At 74.4% G+C, this 18,569-nt stretch carries 14 protein-coding genes; 7 read left to right on the forward strand and 7 right to left on the reverse strand.

Annotated features, from left to right (window positions below; genetic code table 11):
* Positions 1–28: 28 nt before the first annotated feature.
* Together ACSNOA_RS28350 and ACSNOA_RS28355 are read left to right on the forward strand one after the other, a co-directional pair.
* Positions 29–1,912, forward strand: coding sequence for an ABC transporter ATP-binding protein (locus ACSNOA_RS28350; protein WP_436662838.1), 1,884 nt, complete (start codon positions 29–31; stop codon positions 1,910–1,912).
* A gap of 104 nt (positions 1,913–2,016) precedes the next feature.
* Positions 2,017–3,885 (forward strand): ABC transporter ATP-binding protein, encoded by a 1,869-nt coding sequence (locus tag ACSNOA_RS28355; RefSeq protein ID WP_436663406.1) that lies wholly within the window; start codon positions 2,017–2,019, stop codon positions 3,883–3,885.
* A gap of 119 nt (positions 3,886–4,004) precedes the next feature.
* Here the strand turns inward: ACSNOA_RS28355 and ACSNOA_RS28360 are convergent, their stop codons facing one another.
* Both ACSNOA_RS28360 and ACSNOA_RS28365 read right to left on the reverse strand, forming a co-directional pair.
* Positions 4,005–5,459, reverse strand: coding sequence for a hypothetical protein (locus ACSNOA_RS28360; protein ID WP_436662839.1), 1,455 nt, complete (start codon positions 5,457–5,459; stop codon positions 4,005–4,007).
* A gap of 76 nt (positions 5,460–5,535) precedes the next feature.
* Positions 5,536–6,198: a nitroreductase family protein gene (locus ACSNOA_RS28365; RefSeq protein ID WP_436662840.1), complete on the reverse strand. Its 663-nt coding sequence runs from the start codon at positions 6,196–6,198 to the stop codon at positions 5,536–5,538.
* A gap of 56 nt (positions 6,199–6,254) precedes the next feature.
* Here ACSNOA_RS28365 and valS point away from each other — a divergent pair, with 56 nt between their 5' ends.
* Positions 6,255–8,819, forward strand: a complete 2,565-nt coding sequence (valS, locus tag ACSNOA_RS28370) for a valine--tRNA ligase (protein ID WP_436662841.1) — start codon at positions 6,255–6,257, stop codon at positions 8,817–8,819.
* Positions 8,820–8,901: 82 nt separating this feature from the next.
* On the opposite strand, the gene ACSNOA_RS28375 is transcribed toward valS, so the two are convergent.
* The 5 genes from ACSNOA_RS28375 to ACSNOA_RS28395 all read right to left on the reverse strand — a co-directional run bounded on the left by ACSNOA_RS28375 (position 8,902) and on the right by ACSNOA_RS28395 (position 13,137).
* The gene (locus tag ACSNOA_RS28375) at positions 8,902–9,525 is read right to left on the reverse strand and encodes a hypothetical protein (protein WP_436662842.1); all 624 of its coding nucleotides are present in this window, start codon (positions 9,523–9,525) and stop codon (positions 8,902–8,904) included.
* A 147-nt stretch (positions 9,526–9,672) separates the two neighbouring features.
* The gene (locus ACSNOA_RS28380) at positions 9,673–10,383 is read right to left on the reverse strand and encodes an ABC transporter permease (protein WP_436662843.1); all 711 of its coding nucleotides are present in this window, start codon (positions 10,381–10,383) and stop codon (positions 9,673–9,675) included.
* A 3-nt stretch (positions 10,384–10,386) separates the two neighbouring features.
* On the reverse strand, positions 10,387–11,346 hold the full coding sequence (locus ACSNOA_RS28385; protein ID WP_436662844.1) for an ABC transporter ATP-binding protein: 960 nt from the start codon (positions 11,344–11,346) through the stop codon (positions 10,387–10,389).
* Complete coding sequence (locus ACSNOA_RS28390) at positions 11,343–12,230, reverse strand: ABC transporter permease (protein WP_436662845.1); 888 nt, start codon at positions 12,228–12,230, stop codon at positions 11,343–11,345. Before ACSNOA_RS28390 ends, ACSNOA_RS28385 begins: the two co-directional genes overlap by 4 nt.
* The gene (locus tag ACSNOA_RS28395; RefSeq protein WP_436662846.1) at positions 12,223–13,137 is read right to left on the reverse strand and encodes an ABC transporter ATP-binding protein; all 915 of its coding nucleotides are present in this window, start codon (positions 13,135–13,137) and stop codon (positions 12,223–12,225) included. Before ACSNOA_RS28395 ends, ACSNOA_RS28390 begins: the two co-directional genes overlap by 8 nt.
* A 206-nt stretch (positions 13,138–13,343) precedes the next feature.
* Here ACSNOA_RS28395 and ACSNOA_RS28400 point away from each other — a divergent pair, with 206 nt between their 5' ends.
* The 4 genes from ACSNOA_RS28400 to galT all read left to right on the forward strand — a co-directional run bounded on the left by ACSNOA_RS28400 (position 13,344) and on the right by galT (position 18,556).
* Complete coding sequence (locus ACSNOA_RS28400) at positions 13,344–14,894, forward strand: glycosyltransferase family 2 protein (protein ID WP_436662847.1); 1,551 nt, start codon at positions 13,344–13,346, stop codon at positions 14,892–14,894.
* Positions 14,895–15,016: 122 nt separating this feature from the next.
* Complete coding sequence (gene cysC, locus ACSNOA_RS28405) at positions 15,017–16,546, forward strand: adenylyl-sulfate kinase (protein ID WP_436662848.1); 1,530 nt, start codon at positions 15,017–15,019, stop codon at positions 16,544–16,546.
* Positions 16,547–16,658: 112 nt separating this feature from the next.
* Positions 16,659–17,483 carry a DeoR/GlpR family DNA-binding transcription regulator gene (locus ACSNOA_RS28410; RefSeq protein WP_436662849.1) on the forward strand — a complete coding sequence of 275 codons (825 nt, stop codon included), beginning with the start codon at positions 16,659–16,661 and terminating at the stop codon, positions 17,481–17,483.
* A complete protein-coding gene (galT, locus tag ACSNOA_RS28415; RefSeq protein WP_436662850.1) occupies positions 17,480–18,556 on the forward strand; it encodes a galactose-1-phosphate uridylyltransferase in 1,077 nt (358 codons plus the stop codon). Before ACSNOA_RS28410 ends, galT begins: the two co-directional genes overlap by 4 nt.
* The last annotated feature ends 13 nt before the right edge of the window (positions 18,557–18,569 follow it).

Raw genomic sequence — 18,569 nt, forward strand, 5'->3', positions numbered from 1 at the left:
GCCTCACATTTGCCGCTACCGTCGGGTAGTGCCTGCGGAGAGCGACGGCGACCCGGCCGCCCGGGTCGCCGCGGGCCCCCACCCGGTGCACAACCTCTGGCGGCTGCGCCGCTACCTGCGCCCGTACGCGGCCCAGTTCGGCTGGCTGCTGCTCGCGGCGCTGGCCGGCACCGGAGCGAGCATCGCCGTGCCAGTCGTGGTGCAACGGGTCGTCGACGGGCCGGTGGCACGGCGCGACCCGGCCGGGCTGCTCCACCTCGGCGCGCTCGCGCTGCTGCTCGGGCTCGCCGAGGCGGTGCTCATCTTCGTCCGCCGCTGGGTGCAGTCCTCCTCGGCGGTCGGCATGGAGGCGGCGCTGCGCGCCGACGTCTACGCCCACCTGCAACGACTTCCCGCGAGCTTCCACGACCGGTGGCAGTCCGGCCAACTCCTCTCCCGGATCACCACCGACCTGTCGGTGATCCGCCGGTTCCTCTCGTTCGGCCTGCTCTTCCTGGTGCTCAACCTGCTCACGTACGCGGTCGTGGTGGTGCTGCTGATCCGCCTGCACCCGGCGCTGGGCCTGCTGGTGGCCGCGAGCGCGGTGCCGCTGTTCCTCATCAGCCGGCAGTTCGCCCGGCACTACCACGCGGCGTCGCGACGGATGCAGGAGCAGCAGGGTGACGTGGCCACGCTCGTCGAGGAGACGGCGCAGGGGCTGCGCACCATGCGGGCGTACGGGCGGGGACCGCAGCTCGCGGCCCGCTTCGGCGGCGCCGCCCGCACGCTGCACGACACCGGCGTCGGCAAGGGTCGGCTGCTGGCCCGCACCTCCGCCCTGCTCGACCTGGTGCCGAACCTCACGCTGGGGGCAGTGCTGGTCGCCGGTGCGGCCACCGCCGCCCGGGGCGGGTTCACCATCGGCGAGCTGGTCGCCTTCGTGACCCTCCAGCTCATGCTGATCTGGCCGGTGCAGTCGCTGGGCTGGATCATCGCGAACGGGCAGGAGGCCGCCACCGCCGCGGACCGCGTCCAGGAGGTGCTGGACACTCCCCCGCGGATCGTGGACGCCCCCGGCGCCGTGGCGCTGTCCCGCGCGGCGGTGCGCGGCCGGCTGCGGTTCGAGCGCGTCTCGTTCGCGTACCCCGACACGGCCGCGCCGGTGCTGCGCGACATCGACCTGACCGTCGAGCCGGGCGAGACGGTGGCCCTCGTGGGCGCGACCGGTTGCGGCAAGAGCACGCTGCTCTCACTCGTGCCGCGTCTGCACGACGTGACCGGCGGCCGGATCACCCTCGACGGACACGACCTGCGCCACCTGCGGCTGGACGCGTTGCGTCGCCTCGTCGGGGTGGCGTTCGAGGAACCCACCCTGTTCTCCATGTCGGTCCGGGAGAACCTCATCCTCGGCCGCCCCGACGCGGGCGAGGAGGAGATCCGGGCCGCGCTCGCACTGGCCCAGGCCGATTTCGCGTACGACCTGCCGTGGGGGTTGGGCACGCGGGTGGGCGAACAGGGCCTCACCCTGTCCGGCGGGCAGCGGCAGCGGCTCGCGCTGGCCCGCGCGGTGCTCGGCCGGCCCGCGCTGCTCGTCCTCGACGACCCGCTCTCCGCGCTCGACGTGCAGACCGAGGCGCTCGTCGAGGCCGCGTTGAAGCGGGTGCTGCGGGAGTGCACGGCGCTGCTCGTGGTGCACCGGCCGTCGACCATCGCGCTGGCCGACCGGGTGGCGCTCCTCGACGGCGGCCGGATCACCGCGGTCGGCCGCCATTCCGACCTGCTCGCCACGGTTCCCGCGTACCGGGCCCTGCTCTCGGCCGAGCCGCCTTCCGCCGCGGGCACCGGGGCCGCACCGGCCGGCGGGGCGTCGCCGCCCACCGGGGCCGGGCCGACGGGCACCGCACCGGGCGGACGCGGGCTGGTGCGGTCGTGACCGCCGACGCCTCGGGGCCACGCGGGAACGTGGCCGGGGGCGGGGGCCACCGCCGGTGGCCGCTGCGGCCCCGCCGGCCGCCACCCGCCGACGGTCCGCCCGAAATCGACGACGTTCCGTCCCTGGACGGTGAGGCGGAGCTGACGCGCTGGCGCGGACGGGCCATCGACCCGGTCGCCGACCGCAGCCACGCCGAGGACGGCAGCCCCGAGGCCGTGGCCCGGCTCCGGGCCCGCAGCCGGCTGCTCCTGGCCGACCTCCTGCGCCCGCACCGCGGCTGGCTCACCGCGGCGGTGGCGCTGCTGCTCGCCCAGAACGGCGCCGCCATGGCCGGGCCGTACCTCGTCATGCTCGGCATCGACCGGGGCATCGCGCCGCTGCGGGCCGGCGACCCCGGCCCGCTCGTCGCCGTGGCCGGGGCGTTCGGCGCGGCGGCCGTCGTCGAGTACGCGGCCCGCCGCGGTTTCCTCACCCTCTCCGCGCGCATCGGCCAGGCCGTCCTCCTCGACCTCCGCCAGCGGGTGTACGGGCACTTCCTGCGCCTGTCGGTGGCGTTCCACGAGCGGTACACGTCCGGGCGGATGGTGTCCCGCCTCACGAGCGACCTCGACTCGATCGCCGAACTGGTCGACGGCGGCATCGACAGCGTGGTGCTCGCCGTGCTCTCGATCGTGTCCGTGGCCGCCATCCTGCTCCTGCTGGACCCGCCGCTGGCCGCCGTGACCCTGCTCGCCTTCCCGTTCCTGTTCTGGCTGTCCCGCTGGTTCGCCCGGGCGTCGGCCGGCGCGTACCGGCGCACCCGCGAGGCGGTGGCGCTGGTCATCGTCCACTTCGTCGAGTCGATGCGCGGCATCCGGGCGGTGCAGGCGTACCGGCGGGAGCCGCGCAACCAGCGCATCTTCGAGGCGCTGAGCGACGACTACCGCCACGCCAGCCTGCACGCTTTCCGGCTGATCGCCACGTACTCACCGGGGATCAAGGTGATCGGCAACGTGACGGTGGCCGCGGTCCTCTGCTACGGCGGCTGGCGGGTGCTCGGCGGGCGTACCGAGATCGGCGTGCTGGCCGCGTTCCTGCTCTACCTGCGGCGTTTCTTCGAGCCGATGCAGGAGCTGAGCCAGTTCTACAACTCGCTCCAGTCCGCCACGGCGGCGCTGGAGAAGCTCGCCGGTGTGCTCGACGAGCGGCCGGAGGTGCCGGAGCCTCCCCGCCCGGCGCCGCTGCCGCGCGGCCCCGGTAACGGGGAGCTGGCCTTCCGTACGGTCTCCTTCGGCTACCGCCCGGGCGCCGCCATCCTCACCGACCTGGAGCTGACGGTGCCCGCCGGGCAGACCGTCGCGCTCATCGGGCCGACGGGCGCCGGCAAGTCGACCATCGCCAAGCTGGTCGCGCGGTTCCACGACCCGGTCAGCGGCGCGGTAAGCCTCGACGGGATCGACCTGCGGGACGTGGCCGACGCCGACCTGCGCCGGGCCGTGGTGCTGGTGACCCAGGAGAACCACCTGTTCAGCGGCACCGTCGAGGAGAACATCCGGTTCGGCCGCCCGGACGCCGACGACGCCGCGGTGCGGGCCGCCGCCACGGCGATCGGCGCGCACGACTTCATCTCGGCGCTCCCCGACGGGTACGCCACGCAGGTGCACCGGCGTGGCGGCCGGCTCTCCGCCGGGCAGCGGCAGTTGGTCGCGTTCGCCCGCGCGTTCCTGGCCGACCCGACCGTGCTGATCCTGGACGAGGCGACCTCGTCCCTGGACGTCCCCACGGAACGGCTGGTGCAGCGGGCGCTCGGCACCATCCTGCGGGACCGGACGGCGCTGGTCATCGCGCACCGGCTCTCCACCGTGGAGATCGCCGACCGGGTGCTGGTCCTCGACGGCGGCCGCATCGTCGAGGACGGCCCGCCGCACCGGCTGGCCGCCGCCGGAGGCCGCTACGCCGCCCTGCACCGCCAGTGGCAGAACTCCCTCCGCTGATCCCCGACCCCCTCCGGCCCCACCCGGCCCAACCCCACCGGCCCCATCCGGCCAGGCCCGGCCCGGTGATCAAGAGCTTTGCGTCAGGATCGGGCGGCCGGACGACGCAAAGCTCTTGATCACGCGACGGGTTGGGGTTGCGGTCGGCGGAGGAGCCGCTCCACCGCGCGCTGCAGCCCGAACAGCAGCGCCGCCAGCACCGCGGCGCCGGCCGCGAAGGCGGGCACGGTCACCAGCGGCTCCCGGTACGGCGTGTCCATCTGGGAGTGCAGCACCACCGGGGCCAGCGCCACGGCGGAGAGCAGCAGCGCGGCTGGGCCGAGCGCCAAGAGCCCGACCAGGCGGCCGGTCTCCGGGCCGGGCCCGGGACCGCCGCGCCCGATTTCCGGGGGACCGACCGCGGTGGCCGTGTGACTCAGGCCGAAGCCCAGCGCGAGACCGAGGCCGAGGGTGACCAGCACCGGATGAGCGGTCACCGCCCAGGGCAGCTCCGGCCCCACCATGGGGGACGCCAGGGGCGCCGCCACGGCGGCGACCAACAGACCGATCGCGTCCCCGGGCGGCGACACGGCGCTCCGCGCCAGCAGGGCGCCGGTGGTGAGCGCGGCGGCCCCCGCCACCACGACCAGGAACATCCGCGACGGCGAGGAGGTGCCGCCCAGCGGGAACCCGGTGAGCAGGAGCGGACCGGCGCCCGCACCGACCGCCACCCACCGGGCCGCGACCACGCCACCGGCCCGGTACGCGGAAGCCAGCAGCACCACGGCGACGGCCACCGCGATCACGACAAGCGAGTAGTGGGAGATCGCCTCGACGACGACCGTCCGCCGGTGGCTCGAGAAGCCGTCCGGGTCGAGCCGGAGCGCCCGGACCAGCCACGAACGGCCGGCCAGCCCCGCGAGGGTCAGCGCGGCCGCGACGCCGACCAGCACCACCGGGGCGGGCCGGGACCGGCCGGGCGCCGGGGACGGGACGTCGATGGACCGCCGGTACGCCAGGAGCCCGGCGAGCAGGACGACCGGCACCGCCGCCCAGAGCTGCACCTGGGCGGGGAGCAGCGTGCCGGCGTACCGGGCCGGCAGCTGGCTCGTGATCGCCGCGGTGCTGACCGGGTGCAGCACGAGCCCGGCCGCCAGCCCACCGGCCGGCAGCCACCGCACCGTTCGGGGCACCTGCCCCAGCGCCAGCAGCACACCGCCGAGCGCGAAGCCGACCCCGACGGCGGCCGCGAGCGCGGCGGCTACCTCGCCGGTCGCGTACTCGCCGGACGGCGGCATGAGCCCGGAGCCACCGCCGCCGGGCAACCGGTCCGCCACGAGGAGGAGGGCCAGAGCGCCGCCCACGAGCCACCATCCGGGCAGGCGCGGGGCGAGGGCCGCCGCGGCCACGGCCACGGCGAGCAGCGCGCAGGCCGGCGCGACTGCCGCCACGGAGGCGTTGGCGATCAGCTCGGAGAAGCCGGACACCGCCACGAGCGGCATCCCGCGGGCCGCGAACACCACGCCGACGGCGAACGCGGCGAGCGCCTCGACGAGCTCCGGCCGGTCCCACCACACCGCGCGTACGTCGTCCACGCACTGCCTCCCCCGGGGTTGCCAGGACCCGGCAGATGCTGTCACAGCCGGAGGTCTCTCCGCCGCCCCGACCGGCCTACCAGCGGTCGACGTGCAGCACCTCGTCGAGGGGCTGCCGCCTCGCCGGCCGGAAACCCTCGCCCGTGTACCAGGCCGTCGGGACCAGCGCGGCCTGGCGCACCTCCTCGGGCAGGCCGAGCAGCTCGGCCACCTCCGCCTCGTACGTGAGGTGCAGGGTGGTCCAGGCGGTGCCGAGCCCGCGCGCCCGGGCGGCGAGCATGTAGCTCCACACCGCTGGCAGGAGCGACCCCCACAGCCCGGCCTGGTTGCCGGCCGACAGCTCCCCGCCGCCGTGCAGCCGCAGGCACGGGAGCAGCAGCACGGGCACCTGGCCCATCCGGTCACCGAGCCAGGCCACGCTCTCGCCCACCCGCTGCTGCACGGCGGCGCGCGCCGGGTCGTCCGGGAACAGGCGGGCCGCCGAGGACTCCGACGCGAGGTACGCCCGCACCGCCCGCTGGTAGAGCAGACCGATCTCGGCGCGCAGCATCGGGTCGGTGACCACCACGAAGTGCCAGCCCTGCCGGTTGGAGCCGGAGGGCGCCTGGAGCGCGATCTCCAGGCACTCGCGGACCAGCTCCATCGGCACCGGCCGGCTCAGGTCCAGCCGCCGGCGGACCGTGCGCGTGGTGGTGAGCAGCTCGTCGGGGCTCAGTGGAAGCGTCGGCACGAATTCCATCGTGGCACGAGGCTTAACCGATGGTCCGGCCGTTGCCCGCTGCCTACGATCGCAGGATGACCGATACGGAGAGGACGGCCCGCGCCGGCGTCCCCGACCGTCCGAGCCTGGACGGCATCGAGGAGACCTGGGCGCGCCGCTGGCAGGAGGAGGGCACGTACGCGTTCGACCGCTCGAAGGAGCGTTCGGACGTATACGCCATCGACACGCCTCCGCCGACCGTATCGGGCGAGCTGCACATGGGGCACGTCTTCTCGTACACGCACACCGACACGGTGGCCCGGTTCCAGCGGATGCGCGGGCGCACCGTGTTCTACCCGATGGGCTGGGACGACAACGGCCTGCCGACGGAGCGGCGGGTGCAGAACGTCTACGGGGTGCGCTGCGACCCGGAGCTGCCCTACGACCCGGCCTGGCGACCGCCGGCCGCCCCGGTCACCGACGAGGCCCGGAAGAACCCGACGCCCGTCTCCCGGCGCAGTTTCATCGAGCTGTGCGAGCGGCTCACCGTCGCCGACGAGCAGGTCTTCGAGGCGCTCTGGCGGCGGCTCGGGCTGTCGGTGGACTGGTCGCTGACGTACACCACGATCGGCCGGGTGGCGCGGGCCACCAGCCAGCGGGCGTTCCTGCGCAACCTGGCGCGCGGCGAGGCCTACCAGGCGGAGGCGCCGACCCTGTGGGACGTCGGGTTCGGCACCGCGGTGGCCCAGGCCGAGCTGGAGGACCGGGAGCGCCCGGGCGCCTACCACCGGCTGCGCTTCACCGGCCGCGACGGGCGCGAGCTGCTGATTGAGACGACCCGGCCGGAGCTGCTGCCGGCCTGCGTGGCGCTGGTCCACCACCCGGACGACGAGCGCTACGCCGACCTGACCGGGACGATCGCCCGCAGCCCGCTGTTCGGGGTGGAGGTGCCGGTGCACGCCCACCCGCTCGCCGACCCGGCCAAGGGCACCGGTCTGGTGATGGTCTGCACGTTCGGCGACCTCAGCGACGTGACCTGGTGGCGTGAGCTGCAACTGGACACCCGGGTCGTCATCGGCCGGGACGGCCGGCTGCTGCCCGAGCCGCCCGCCGGCGTGCCGGCCGAGCCGTACGCGGCCCTGGCGGGGCAGACCGTCAACGGCGCGCGCCGGGAGGTCGTCGGGATGCTCGCCGACGCGGGCGACCTGATCGGCGAGCCACGACCGATCACGCACCCCGTGAAGTTCTACGAGCGCGGTGACCGGCCGCTGGAGATCGTCTCCACCCGGCAGTGGTACCTGCGCAACGGCGGGCGCGACCCCCGGCTGCGCGAGGATCTGCTGGCCCGTGGCCGTGAGCTGCACTGGGTGCCGGACTACATGCGCCACCGCTACGAGCACTGGGTGGGCGGGTTGACCGGCGACTGGCTGGTCAGCCGGCAGCGCTACTTCGGGGTGCCGGTGCCGGTGTGGTACCGGCTCGACGACGCTGGCGAGCCGGACTGGTCCCAGCCTCTCACGCCGGACGAGTCCGCGCTGCCGGTCGACCCGTCCAGCGACCCGGCGCCCGGTTACGAGGAGTCCCAGCGCGGTCGCCCCGGCGGTTTCGTCGGCGACCCGGACGTCCTGGACACCTGGGCCACCTCGTCGCTGAGCCCGCAGATCGTCGGCGGCTGGGAGACCGACCCGGACCTGTTCGCCCGGGTCTTCCCGATGGACCTGCGCCCGCAGGCACACGACATCATCCGCACCTGGCTCTTCTCCACGATCGTCCGGTCGCACCTCGAACACGGCGTGCTGCCCTGGCGGGACGCCGAGGTGTCCGGCTGGATCCTCGACCCGGACCGGAAGAAGATGTCGAAGTCCAAGGGGAACGTCGTCACCCCGATGGCGCTGCTGGAGCAGCACGGCTCCGACGCGGTGCGGTACTGGGCGGCGAGCGGCAAGCCCGGCATGGACCTGGCGTACGACCCGGCCCAGATCAAGATCGGCCGCCGGCTGGCGACGAAGCTGCTGAACGCGTCGAAGTTCGCCCTCGGGCTGGGCGCCGGGGCGGCGCTGCGCGAGGCCGCGACCGCGCCGCTCGACCGGGCCGTGCTCGCCGAACTCTCCACCGTCGTGGCCGCCGCGACGACCGCCCTCGAGGCGTACGACCACACGGCCGCCCTCCAGGCGACCGAGACGTTCTTCTGGCGGTTCTGCGACGACTACATCGAGCTGGTGAAGGAGCGGGCGTACGGATCTGGGCCCGGTGCCGACTCGGCCCGGGCGGCGCTGGCCACCGCCCTCTCGGTGCAGTTGCGGCTGTTCGCCCCCGTGCTGCCGTTCGTCACCGAGGAGGTCTGGTCATGGTGGCGGTACGGCTCGGTGCACCGCGCGCCGTGGCCGACCACGTACGAGGTGGGCCGGGCGATCGAGGGCGAGGGTGACCCGGAGCTGCTCCGGCTCGCCGGGGACGCGCTCAGCCAGGTGCGGCGGGCCAAGTCCGAGCGGAAGCTCTCGATGCGGGCGGAGGTGCCGCTCGCCGAGGCGCTCGGCCCGGCCGCCGTGCTGGAGAAGCTCACGCTGGTCTCCGACGACGTGCGGGCCGCCGGCCGGATCGGCAAGCTCGACCTGCTGCCCGACCGCACCACCGAACTGGTCATCGCCTCCGCGTTCTAGCGACGCCCGGCCGGGCCGGCGCCCGGGGGGCCGGCGACGCCCGGCCGGGCCAGCCCTCGGGGCCGGCCCGGCCGGTGGTGTGTCACCAGCCGCGGAGGAAGCGCAGCCCGAGCAGGAACGAGACCACCGACGGGCCGACCAGCAGCGTGATGGCCTGCAGGCGGTACGGCATCCGGTGCCGGACCAGCTCGACCGCGTTGCCGCACACGATCACCCCGGCCAGCATGAGGAAGGCCCCCCACCAGCCGGTGTCGCCGAAGTCCACGACGCCGGCGCGGATCAGCTGGAACGTCGCGCCGAGCAGCGCGCCGGTCAGCGCCAGCAGCGCCACCGCCCGGTGCAGCCCCCGCGCCAGCGGATGCGCCGGCCGCCACAGGTACGTGCCGGCGACCGCCAGGCACGGCAGCATGATCATGACGGGCCAGCCGCGGCCCATCACCCCGAACATCAGCAGCGCGCCGGTGGCGAAGACCAGCGCGCCCGGGCAGACGATGACGTACCCGGCGAAGGCCCGCCCGCCGCCCCGGGCCAGCATCGGCCCTCCACTGGCGGCGATCAACGCGCCGGGGATCAACACGAACCCCGCCCACCAGTGGAAGTGCCCGCTGCCCTGGGCGACCGTGCTGGTCGCGGCGGCGGCCAGCCCGGCCACCGCGAGGCTCACCAGCCAGTGCCGCGCGCCGCCGGCGTATGGCTGGCGCGCCATGACCTGTCCCGCTTCCGCACTCACGTGTCCAGCCTCGCCGACCTGGCGGACCCGGTCCATCCGGCCAGCCCTACCATCCGCGCACCTGCTGACCGGGCCCCCGCGTCGCGTGAGGCGTCGCGGGGGCCCGTCGCACGGTCCGTAGCCTCAGCTCGTCTCGCCGGCCACGCTGAACGAGCGCAGCCGGTCGATCGCCAGGACGGTGAAGCCGACGCTCACGAGCGCCGTCATGACGGCCGCCACCGGCACGGAGACGCTCGTCTCCAGCAGCCCGGTCGGGGCCAGTCGGTCGGCCAGGGCGATCACGTACTGCTGGATCGAGAGCACCTTCGTGCCGCTCACGAAGTTGCCGAGCAGCCCCTCCCAGATCAGCACGTAGACCAGACCGAGCAGCACCGGCCGCCGGGTGAGCAGGCTGAGCGCCAGGAACAGCGCCGAGTACGCCAGCGCACCGAGGCACGCGGCCGCGGCGAGCGCCAGGCCGAGGCGTACGGAATGGGCCAGCACGCCCGCGACGTAGAGCGGCACGGCCACGGTGGCCGCCGTGACGCCGGTCGCCACCGCGAGCTTCGGCAGGACGATCTGCCAGCGCGGCAGCGGCTTGGTGAGGATGTGCACCACCGTGCCGTCGTCGATCTCCGCACCGAGCACACCGGTGCCCACGATCAGGGCGACCACCGGCAGCACGACGGCCAGCCCGAGCCCGACGAGCACGGGCGGGCCCCACTGACCCGGGTCCACGCCCAGGGAGCGGGACAGCACGGCCAGCAGCACGAGCACCACCGGGAGGGGGAACAGCAGCAGGAACCGGCGCCGGCCGAAGAGGCCGCGGGCGGTGATCCAGGAAACGGTCGACATGGGTCAGGCCTCCACCAGGTAGGAGAAGACGCTCTCGAGGGACTCGTCCTCGGGCACGAGCTGCCGCACCCGGATGCCCTTCCCGAGGGCGATCCGGGGCAGTGCCCGGGTGAAGGCGCCGTAGTCGCCGGCCCGCACGGTGAGCCCGGTGCGCGTCAGCTCGACGCCGGTCACCGAGGCCTCGGCCATCAACGCGACCGCGAGGGCCCGGTCGTCGGTCGAGTGCACCGCGAAGACGTGCGGCCGGTTGGTCATGAGCCGGCGGATCGTCCGGAAGTCGCCGGAGGCGGCGAGCCGGCCGGCCACCATCACCTGGACCGTGCCGGAGACCTGCTCGACCTCTTCGAGGATGTGCGAGCTGAACAGGATGGTGCGGCCGGCGCCGCCGAGGCGGTGCAGCAGGTCCATCATGTGCAGCCGCTGGCGGGGGTCCATGCCGTTGAACGGCTCGTCGAGCAGCAGCACCTGCGGGTCGTGCACCAGCGCCGCGGCCACGCGGGCGCGCTGCCGCATGCCCTTGGAGTACGTGCCGATCCGCCGGTCCTGCGCGCTCTCCAGCTCCACCAGGGCGATGGCCCGGCGGGCCGCCTCCTTCGGATCGGGCAGGCGGTGCAGCTTCGCGCTGGCCAGCACGAACTCGTACGCGCTGAGGAAGGTGTGCACCGCCTCCCGCTCGCTCACCAGCCCCAGCCGGCGGTAGACCTCCGGGTTGCGCCAGGTCGGCGCGCCGTCGAGGGTCACCGCCCCGCGCGAGGGGGCCAGGAAACCGGCCATCATGTGCAGCAGGGTCGTCTTGCCCGCGCCGTTGGGGCCGAGCAGCCCGGTGACGCCCGGGCCGAGCCGCATGCTCACGTCGTTGACGGCGACCACGTTGCCGTACCAGCGGGAGACGCCGGCGAGATCCAGCGTGCTGGCGGCTGCGGTCGCGGCCCCCGCGCGGGGGGCGGCGCTGGTCGTGGTCATCGGGCGGCCACCTTCCGGTACCGGGCCAGCAGCAGGGTGACGCAGACGGCCACGAGCAGCACGGCGGCGATCGCGTAGACCGGCCCGAAGCCGCCGATCATCGAGTGCGCGGTGCCACCGTTCTCGGTGACGAGCAGGTCGCCGAGGGACCAGACGCCGACGCCCTGCACGAGCGTGGACGGCGAGGCCAGCCCGGCCAGCTCGTTGACCGCCCGCGACGGCATGATCGACAGGGTGCCGACGATCGGCGTGGTCATGAGGAACACCGCCACGATCCCGCCGGCCGCGAACGCGCGCTTGCCGCTCAGCGAGGCGACCAGCAGGCCTACCGAGGCGAAGACGACCGCCCAGAGGCCGGCGTAGAGCAGGCCGGGCAGCAGGTCGAGAAGCTCGTTCCAGACCCCGGTCATGCCGTCGTCGGTGGTGAACGCGGCGCCGAGGAACATCACCAGCTGCGGCCCGCCGAGCAGCAGCCACAGCGCGGTCACGAGGGCCAGCAGCTTGGCGAGCGGGTAGTCCGACCGGGGCAGCGGCCGGGAGAAGTAGAGCGGCAGCACACCGCTGCGCAGGTCCCGGGAGACCAGCTCGGGGGCGACCACTGCCACGAAGAAGATGACGAGCCAGCTCATGTTGTCGGCGAACTGGGCGTACGTCATCACCACCTCGCCGAGCTGGCTGCGGACGGCGGTGACGCCGGCCGCGACCACGGTGACGATGGCGACCACCAGCCACGGGAAGATCTTGGCCTTGGCGCTGCGGCCCAGCCCGAACGCGGTGCGCAGCCCGTGCAGGTAGAGCGCGCCGAAGACGTGCCGGCGGCCCAGCCGCGGGCCGGTGTAACGCTGGTAGCCGATGTCGTGGATGACACCGGTCGGCTCAGGCATGGCTGGGCTCCCTCGTGGCGAACAGCTCGGCCACCCGGTGCCGGCGCTGGTCCAGCCGGTGCAGCGGCAGGTCCAGCTCGGCCACCGCGCCGAGGATCAGGTCGTAGGTGGCGTCGTCGGCCAGCTCGACGAGCAGCAGCCGCCCGTCGCGACGGACCGGCAGGTGCAGCGCGGCCAGCCGGGCGGCGAGCTCCTCGGTGCCCTCGCTCACCTCGACGGCGAGCACGTCGGTGGCCGAGGTCATGGCCGAGATGTGGTCGGCCCGCAGCAGCCGGCCGCCGTCGATGGCGACCAGGGTGTCGCAGATCCGCTCGACCTCGCCGAGCAGGTGGGAACAGACCAGGACGGAGATGCCGAACTCGGTGCCGATGCGGTGCACGAGGGCCAGCATGGCGTCCCGGCCGGCCGGGTCGAGGCCGTTGGTCGGCTCGTCGAGCAGCAGCAGGTCGGGGTCGTGCACGAGCGCCTGTGCGAGCTTCACCCGCTGCTTCATGCCGGTGGAGTAGCCGCCCACCGGGCGGTAGCGCTCCTCGTAGAGGCCCACGTGCCGCAGCGCCTCGGAGGCCCGCTCGCGAGCGACCGTGCGGGGCAGCCCGCTGATCCGCCCGAGGTGGGTCACCAGCTCGGCGGCGCTCAGGTCGGGCGGGAGGGCGTCGTGCTCGGGCATGTAGCCGACCCGGGCCCGTACGGCCGCGGAGTCGGTCGTCGGGTCCAGGCCGAGCACCCGGACCCGCCCGCTCGTCGGGGCCAGCAGGCCGAGCAGGATCTTGATCAGGGTCGACTTGCCGGCGCCGTTCGCGCCCACCAGCCCGATGATCCCCGGCTCGACCGAGACGGTGAGGTCGGCCAGCGCGGTGACCCCTCCCCCGTACGTCTTGGTCAGCGACTCCGTCGCTATCAGTGTCACGCCGCCCAGCGTAGGCAGCTCAGGCCCCTCGTGGGGCGTTCCGCGCCCCGGACGCTTCCCTGATCCTCCCCGGGCCCGGCCCCTAGGGATCAGCGGCGGGCCATGGCTACCACCCACGCGCCCGGACCCTCACAATGGAGCGGTTCATCGCCGCCCGCGGATGGCCCGACCGTCCCGGGTGGCGACCTACGACCGGGGAGAGAACGATGACCGGCGACACGAGTACCCCCGTGAAGGTGAGCGTGGTGGTGCCCGCCTACAACTGTGGTCCCCGGATCGGGCGCCTCGTCGACTCGCTGCTCAGCCAGTCGCTGCCGCCCGCGCAGTTCGAGGCCGTCTTCGTCGACGACGGCTCGACCGACGACACGCCGGCCCGCCTGGACGCGCTGGCGGCCGCCCACCCGCACCTGCGGGTCGTGCACATCGAGAACTCGGGCTGGCCGTCACGGCCGCGCAACGTCGGCGTCGCGCAGGCGCGCGGCGAGTACGTGATGTTCGTGGACGACGACGACTGGCTCGGCGACGAGGCCCTCGAGCGGCTCTACGACACCGCCTCGACGCACGGAGCGGACGTGGTCATCGGCCGGATGGCCGGGCACGGGCGCAGCGTCCCCCGCGAGCTGTTCCGGCGCAACCGGTTCGACGCCACCCTCGCGAACGCGCCGCTGATCGACAGCCTGACCTGCCACAAGATGTTCCGCCGGGCGTTCCTGGACGAGCACGACCTGCGGTTCCCGGAGGGATGGCCGCGACGCCTGGAGGACCACCGGATGGTGGTGCGGGCATACCTGCTGTCGAAGCGCACCTGCGTCCTGGCCGACTACACCTGCTACCACCACACCCGTCGGGACGACGGCGGCGGCGTGACCACCGCCGAGATGGACCCGGGCGAGTACTACACCGCCCTGCGGGAGGCGCTGGACACCGTCGACGCGCACGTGGAGCCAGGCCCGCTGCGGGACCGGCTGCACCGGCGCTGGCTCCGCAACGAGATGCTCAGCCGGCTGCGCGGGCGCCGCTTCCTTGACGCCCCGCAGGAGTGGGCGGCGCGGGTCGCCGCGGAGGTCCGCGACATCATCCGGGAGCGGTTCGGTCCCGGCGTCGCGGCCGGGCTGCCGCCGGTGCAACGCGTCCTCACCCACCTCGCCGCCGAGGACCGGCTGGCCGACCTGCGCCGGCTCGCCGAGTGGGAGTCGAGGCTCCACGCCACCGGCCGGGTCGACCGGTACGCCCTCGACGGTACGACGCTGACCGTCGACGTCCGTGCGTGGCTGGAGTCCGGCCGGCGGCCGATGCGGGTCGTGCGACAGGGCGACCGGGATCTCCTGCAGCTGCCGGTGACGGACGTCGACCCGGAGCTGCGCGACGTGACGAAGGCCCTCGGCAAGGGCCGGCTGGACGTGGTGGCCCGCCACCAGGAGACCAACGAGGAGGTCTTCCTGCCGGTGCAGTTCACGGTCGAGCGGGTGGCCGGGCCCGACGGGACGGTCCACGCCGAGCACCGCGGGACGGTGACGGTCGACCTCTCGACGGTCAACGGCGGCCGGACGGCCGGGACGTGGCAGCTCAAGGTCCGCGTCAGCAGCTTGGGCTGGACGCTGGACGCCCGGCTCCCGCTGCTGGTGCGGTGCGCCACCGACGGGGCGCCGCCGGAGGTGTCGGAGGAGTCGTTACTCATCCGGCTCCGCCGGGCCGTCCGCCGCCGTGTCCCCGACAATCTGGTCGCGCTCGCCGGGCGGGGCGGCCGGCGCGGCTGACCTGCGCTGACCGGGATGGATCGACCGGCTGTGCCGACACACGGCGGCGGGGTGGAGTGGCGCCCTCGACCGATCGGCGGTCGACTGAGAAACTGTGTGCCGGCCAGCGAGTGGGGGGTGTGATGAGCAACGGGTGGGTGCTGCCCGACGAGGTGCTCCGGGACGCGCCGGCGTACACGCCGCGCCCCGGCGAGCTGGCCGACCTGGAACTGCTGCTGACCGGGGCGTACGCCCCGCTGACCGGCTTCATGACCCGGGCCGACCTGGTCTCGGTCAGCCGCCGGGGGCGGCTCGCCGACGGCAGCCCGTGGCAGGTCCCCGTGACCCTCCAGGTGCCGGCGGCGCTCGCGCAGGCGCTCGACCCGCGCGATCCGGCGCGCCGCGCGCTGGTGCTCACCGACGGCGAGGGCGCGCCGATGGCCGCGCTGGACGTGGCCGACGCGTGGCCGGTGCGCGACGGGGTGGCCGGTGTCGGTGGCGTCCTGCGCCGGCTGGGCGACGGCAGTCACGGGCCGTTCCAGCGGCTGCGCCGCAGCCCGGAGGAGGTCCGCGCGCTGCTGCCTCCCGGCCGGGTGCTCGGGGTGATCGCCGACCGTCCGCTGCACCGGCCGCAGCTGGCCCAGATCGCGCACGCCGCCCGCACCCTCGGCGCGCACCTGCTGGTCCTCATCCCGATCGGTGAGGACGGCGTCGGCGGGATGCCACCCGAGTCGCTGGTGCGCGCCGTCTTCGCGGCCCGGGACCGGATGCCCCCGGCCACGCTCGTCGCGGTGCCGCTCTCCCGCCGTCGCGACGAGATCAGCGACGCGCTGCTGCGGGCGCGGGTGTCGGCCGCGTACGGCGTGACCCACCTGCTCTCCACGGGCGAGATGCTCTCCGGCGCCGGCCTGCGCGTGCTGGTGCCGCGCGAGCTGGCGTACGACAACCGTGACGGTCAGTGGCGCTGGCGGGAGGACATCCCGCCCCGCAACCGGCGGCTCGCGCTGGCCCAGGAGGAGATCGACGACCTGCTGGACCGGGGTTTCCCGCTCCCCGAGTGGCACACCCCGCCGGCGGTCGCCAGGGAGCTGGCCCGGGCCCGTCCGCCGCGCCGGCACCGCGGGCTCGTGGTCTTCCTGACCGGTCTCTCCGGCTCGGGCAAGTCGACCATCGCGCGCGGCCTGTCCGACGCGCTGCGCGAGGGGGGCGAGCGGACGATCAGCCTGCTCGACGGCGACGCCGTGCGCCGGGAGCTGTCCGCGGGGCTGGGGTTCACCAAGACCGACCGCGACCTGAACGTACGCCGGATCGGCTGGGTGGCGGCGGAGATCGCCCGGCACCGCGGGCTGGCCATCTGCTGCCCCATCGCCCCGTACGCCGCGGCCCGGGCGGCCGCCCGGGAGATGGCGCTGGCGGCCGGGGCGGGTTTCCTGCTGGTGCACGTCGCCACCCCGCTCGAGGTGTGCGAACGGCGCGACCGCAAGGGGCTCTACGCGCGGGCGCGCGCCGGTCTGCTCACCGGGATGACGGGGGTCGACGACCCGTACGAGGAGCCGACCGACGCCGACCTGGTGGTCGACACCAGCGACCTGACCGTCGAGGAGTCGGTCCAGGCCGTCCTGCACCACCTCACCGAGACCGGGTGGGTCGAGCCCAAACTGCCGTCCGTCTGACCGCCGGACGACCCCCGTTCCTTCCGCCGCTTCCGGGTACGCGCTAGTGTTCGTTCTTGTTGGAACACGTTTGACCGCGTGAGGGTATGCGACACGGCCCGGAGGTGAGGGGATGCTCGCGCAGCAGCGGCAGGCGGCCATCCTGGAGCGGGTCCGGGCGGCGGGCGGGGTACGCGTCACCGAGTTGGCCGCCGAGTTCGGCGTCTCGGACATGACGATCCGGCGCGACCTGGAGACGCTGCACGACCGCGGCCTGCTGGCCAAGGTGCACGGCGGCGCCACCCTGGCCGGCACCGGGTCGACCGACGAGCCGGGGTTCCGGGCCAAGTCGGTCCGACAGCCGGGCGAGAAGGCGGCCATCGCCGACCGGGCGGCACAGCTGGTGCCTCCGGGCGCGGCCGTCGCGCTCTCCGCGGGGACGACCACCGCCGAACTGGCCCGCCGGCTCGTGGACGTGCCCGGACTGACCGTGGTGACCAACTCGCTGCCGGTCGCCGAGATCCTGCACGCCGGTGGGCGGGCCGACCAGACGGTGGTGCTCACCGGGGGCGTGCGGACGCCGTCCGATGCGCTGGTGGGTCCGCTGGCCGTCGGGGCGATCCGGTCGCTCCACCTCGACCTGCTCTTCCTCGGCGTCCACGGGATCAGCGAACGGGCGGGCTTCACCACGCCCAACCTCATGGAGGCGGAGACCGACCGCGCCCTGGTGGCGGCGGCCGACCGGCTGGTGGTGCTCGCCGACCACACGAAGTGGGGCACCGTCGGCATCTCCTCGATCGTGGAGCTGTCCGCCGCGCACGTGCTCGTCAGCGACGACGGGTTGCCGGCGGAGGCACGACGGATACTCGGCGAGCGCGTGGGTGAACTGGTGATGGTGAGGGCGACGGAGGTGCGCCGGCCCACCGGCGCGCCGACGACTGGAGGGGCGGCGGAGTGAAGCGCACCGCGATCCGGCTGGCCGACGGCCGGGAACTGATCTACTTCGACGAGCGGGACGACGCCGTCCGCGACCAGCCGGACCGGCGGGAGCTGCCGCCTCCGCCGCACGCCTCCCAACTGCGGTACGACCCGCTGACCGACGAGTGGGTGGCGGTGGCCGTCCACCGGCAGACCCGGACCTTCCTGCCCCCCGCCGACCAGTGCCCGCTCGACCCCTCGGTGGGCGACCGGCTCACCGAGATCCCGGCGCCCGACTACGACGTCGTCGTCTTCGAGAACCGGTTTCCGTCACTGAGCGGCCGGGTGGCCGACGAGCCCGGTGAGGTCACACCGTTCACCCCGCTCCGGCCGGGCTTCGGCCGCTGCGAGGTGGTCTGCTTCACGTCCGACCACAACGCCTCGTTCGCGAGCCTCTCCCCCCGCCGGGTCCGCACCGTGCTCGACGCGCTCGCCGACCGGACGGTCGCGCTGGGTGAGCTGCCCGGTGTGGAGCAGGTGTTCTGCTTCGAGAACCGCGGCGTGGAGATCGGTGTGACGCTGCACCACCCGCACGGGCAGATCTACGCGTACCCCTTCGTGACGCCACGGACCCGGGCGATGCTCGGCGCCGCACGCCGCTACGCCGAGCGCACCCTCGGCGGCAACCTCTACGCGGACGTGCTGGCCGCCGAACGGGCCGCCGGCGAGCGGGTGGTGCTCTCCAACGAGCACTGGACGGCGTACGTCCCGGCGGCCGCCCGGTGGCCGTTCGAGGTGCACGTCGCGCCGCACCGGCCGGTGCCGGACATCCCCGCCCTGGACGACGCCGAGCGGGAGGCGTTCGGGCCGCTCTACCTGGACCTGCTGCGTCGCTTCGACGCGCTCTTCGACCTGCCCATGCCCTACATCGCGGCGTGGCACCAGGCGCCGGTGCGGATCGACCGGCAGCTCGGGCACCTGCACCTGCAGCTCTTCAGCATTCGGCGGGCGAAGGACAAGCTGAAGTACCTGGCCGGCTCGGAGTCCGGGATGGGCGTCTTCATCAACGACATCGCGCCCGAACGCGCCGCCGAGCTCCTCCGCGCCGCCTGATCCCCCGCAGGGA

It is taken from the genome of Micromonospora sp. URMC 103, assembly GCF_051386435.1.
GTDB lineage: Bacteria > Actinomycetota > Actinomycetes > Mycobacteriales > Micromonosporaceae > Micromonospora.

What these genes read in the sequence shown, in the direction of transcription:
- ACSNOA_RS28365 (WP_436662840.1), bottom strand. Translation starts at nt 6,198, where the DNA reads ATGGAATTCGTGCCGACGCTTCCACTGAGCCCCGACGAGCTGCTCACC.
- valS (WP_436662841.1), top strand. Translation starts at nt 6,255, where the DNA reads ATGACCGATACGGAGAGGACGGCCCGCGCCGGCGTCCCCGACCGTCCG.
- ACSNOA_RS28375 (WP_436662842.1), bottom strand. Translation starts at nt 9,525, where the DNA reads ATGGCGCGCCAGCCATACGCCGGCGGCGCGCGGCACTGGCTGGTGAGC.
- ACSNOA_RS28380 (WP_436662843.1), bottom strand. Translation starts at nt 10,383, where the DNA reads ATGTCGACCGTTTCCTGGATCACCGCCCGCGGCCTCTTCGGCCGGCGC.
- ACSNOA_RS28385 (WP_436662844.1), bottom strand. Translation starts at nt 11,346, where the DNA reads ATGACCACGACCAGCGCCGCCCCCCGCGCGGGGGCCGCGACCGCAGCC.
- ACSNOA_RS28390 (WP_436662845.1), bottom strand. Translation starts at nt 12,230, where the DNA reads ATGCCTGAGCCGACCGGTGTCATCCACGACATCGGCTACCAGCGTTAC.
- ACSNOA_RS28400 (WP_436662847.1), top strand. Translation starts at nt 13,344, where the DNA reads ATGACCGGCGACACGAGTACCCCCGTGAAGGTGAGCGTGGTGGTGCCC.
- cysC (WP_436662848.1), top strand. Translation starts at nt 15,017, where the DNA reads ATGAGCAACGGGTGGGTGCTGCCCGACGAGGTGCTCCGGGACGCGCCG.
- ACSNOA_RS28410 (WP_436662849.1), top strand. Translation starts at nt 16,659, where the DNA reads ATGCTCGCGCAGCAGCGGCAGGCGGCCATCCTGGAGCGGGTCCGGGCG.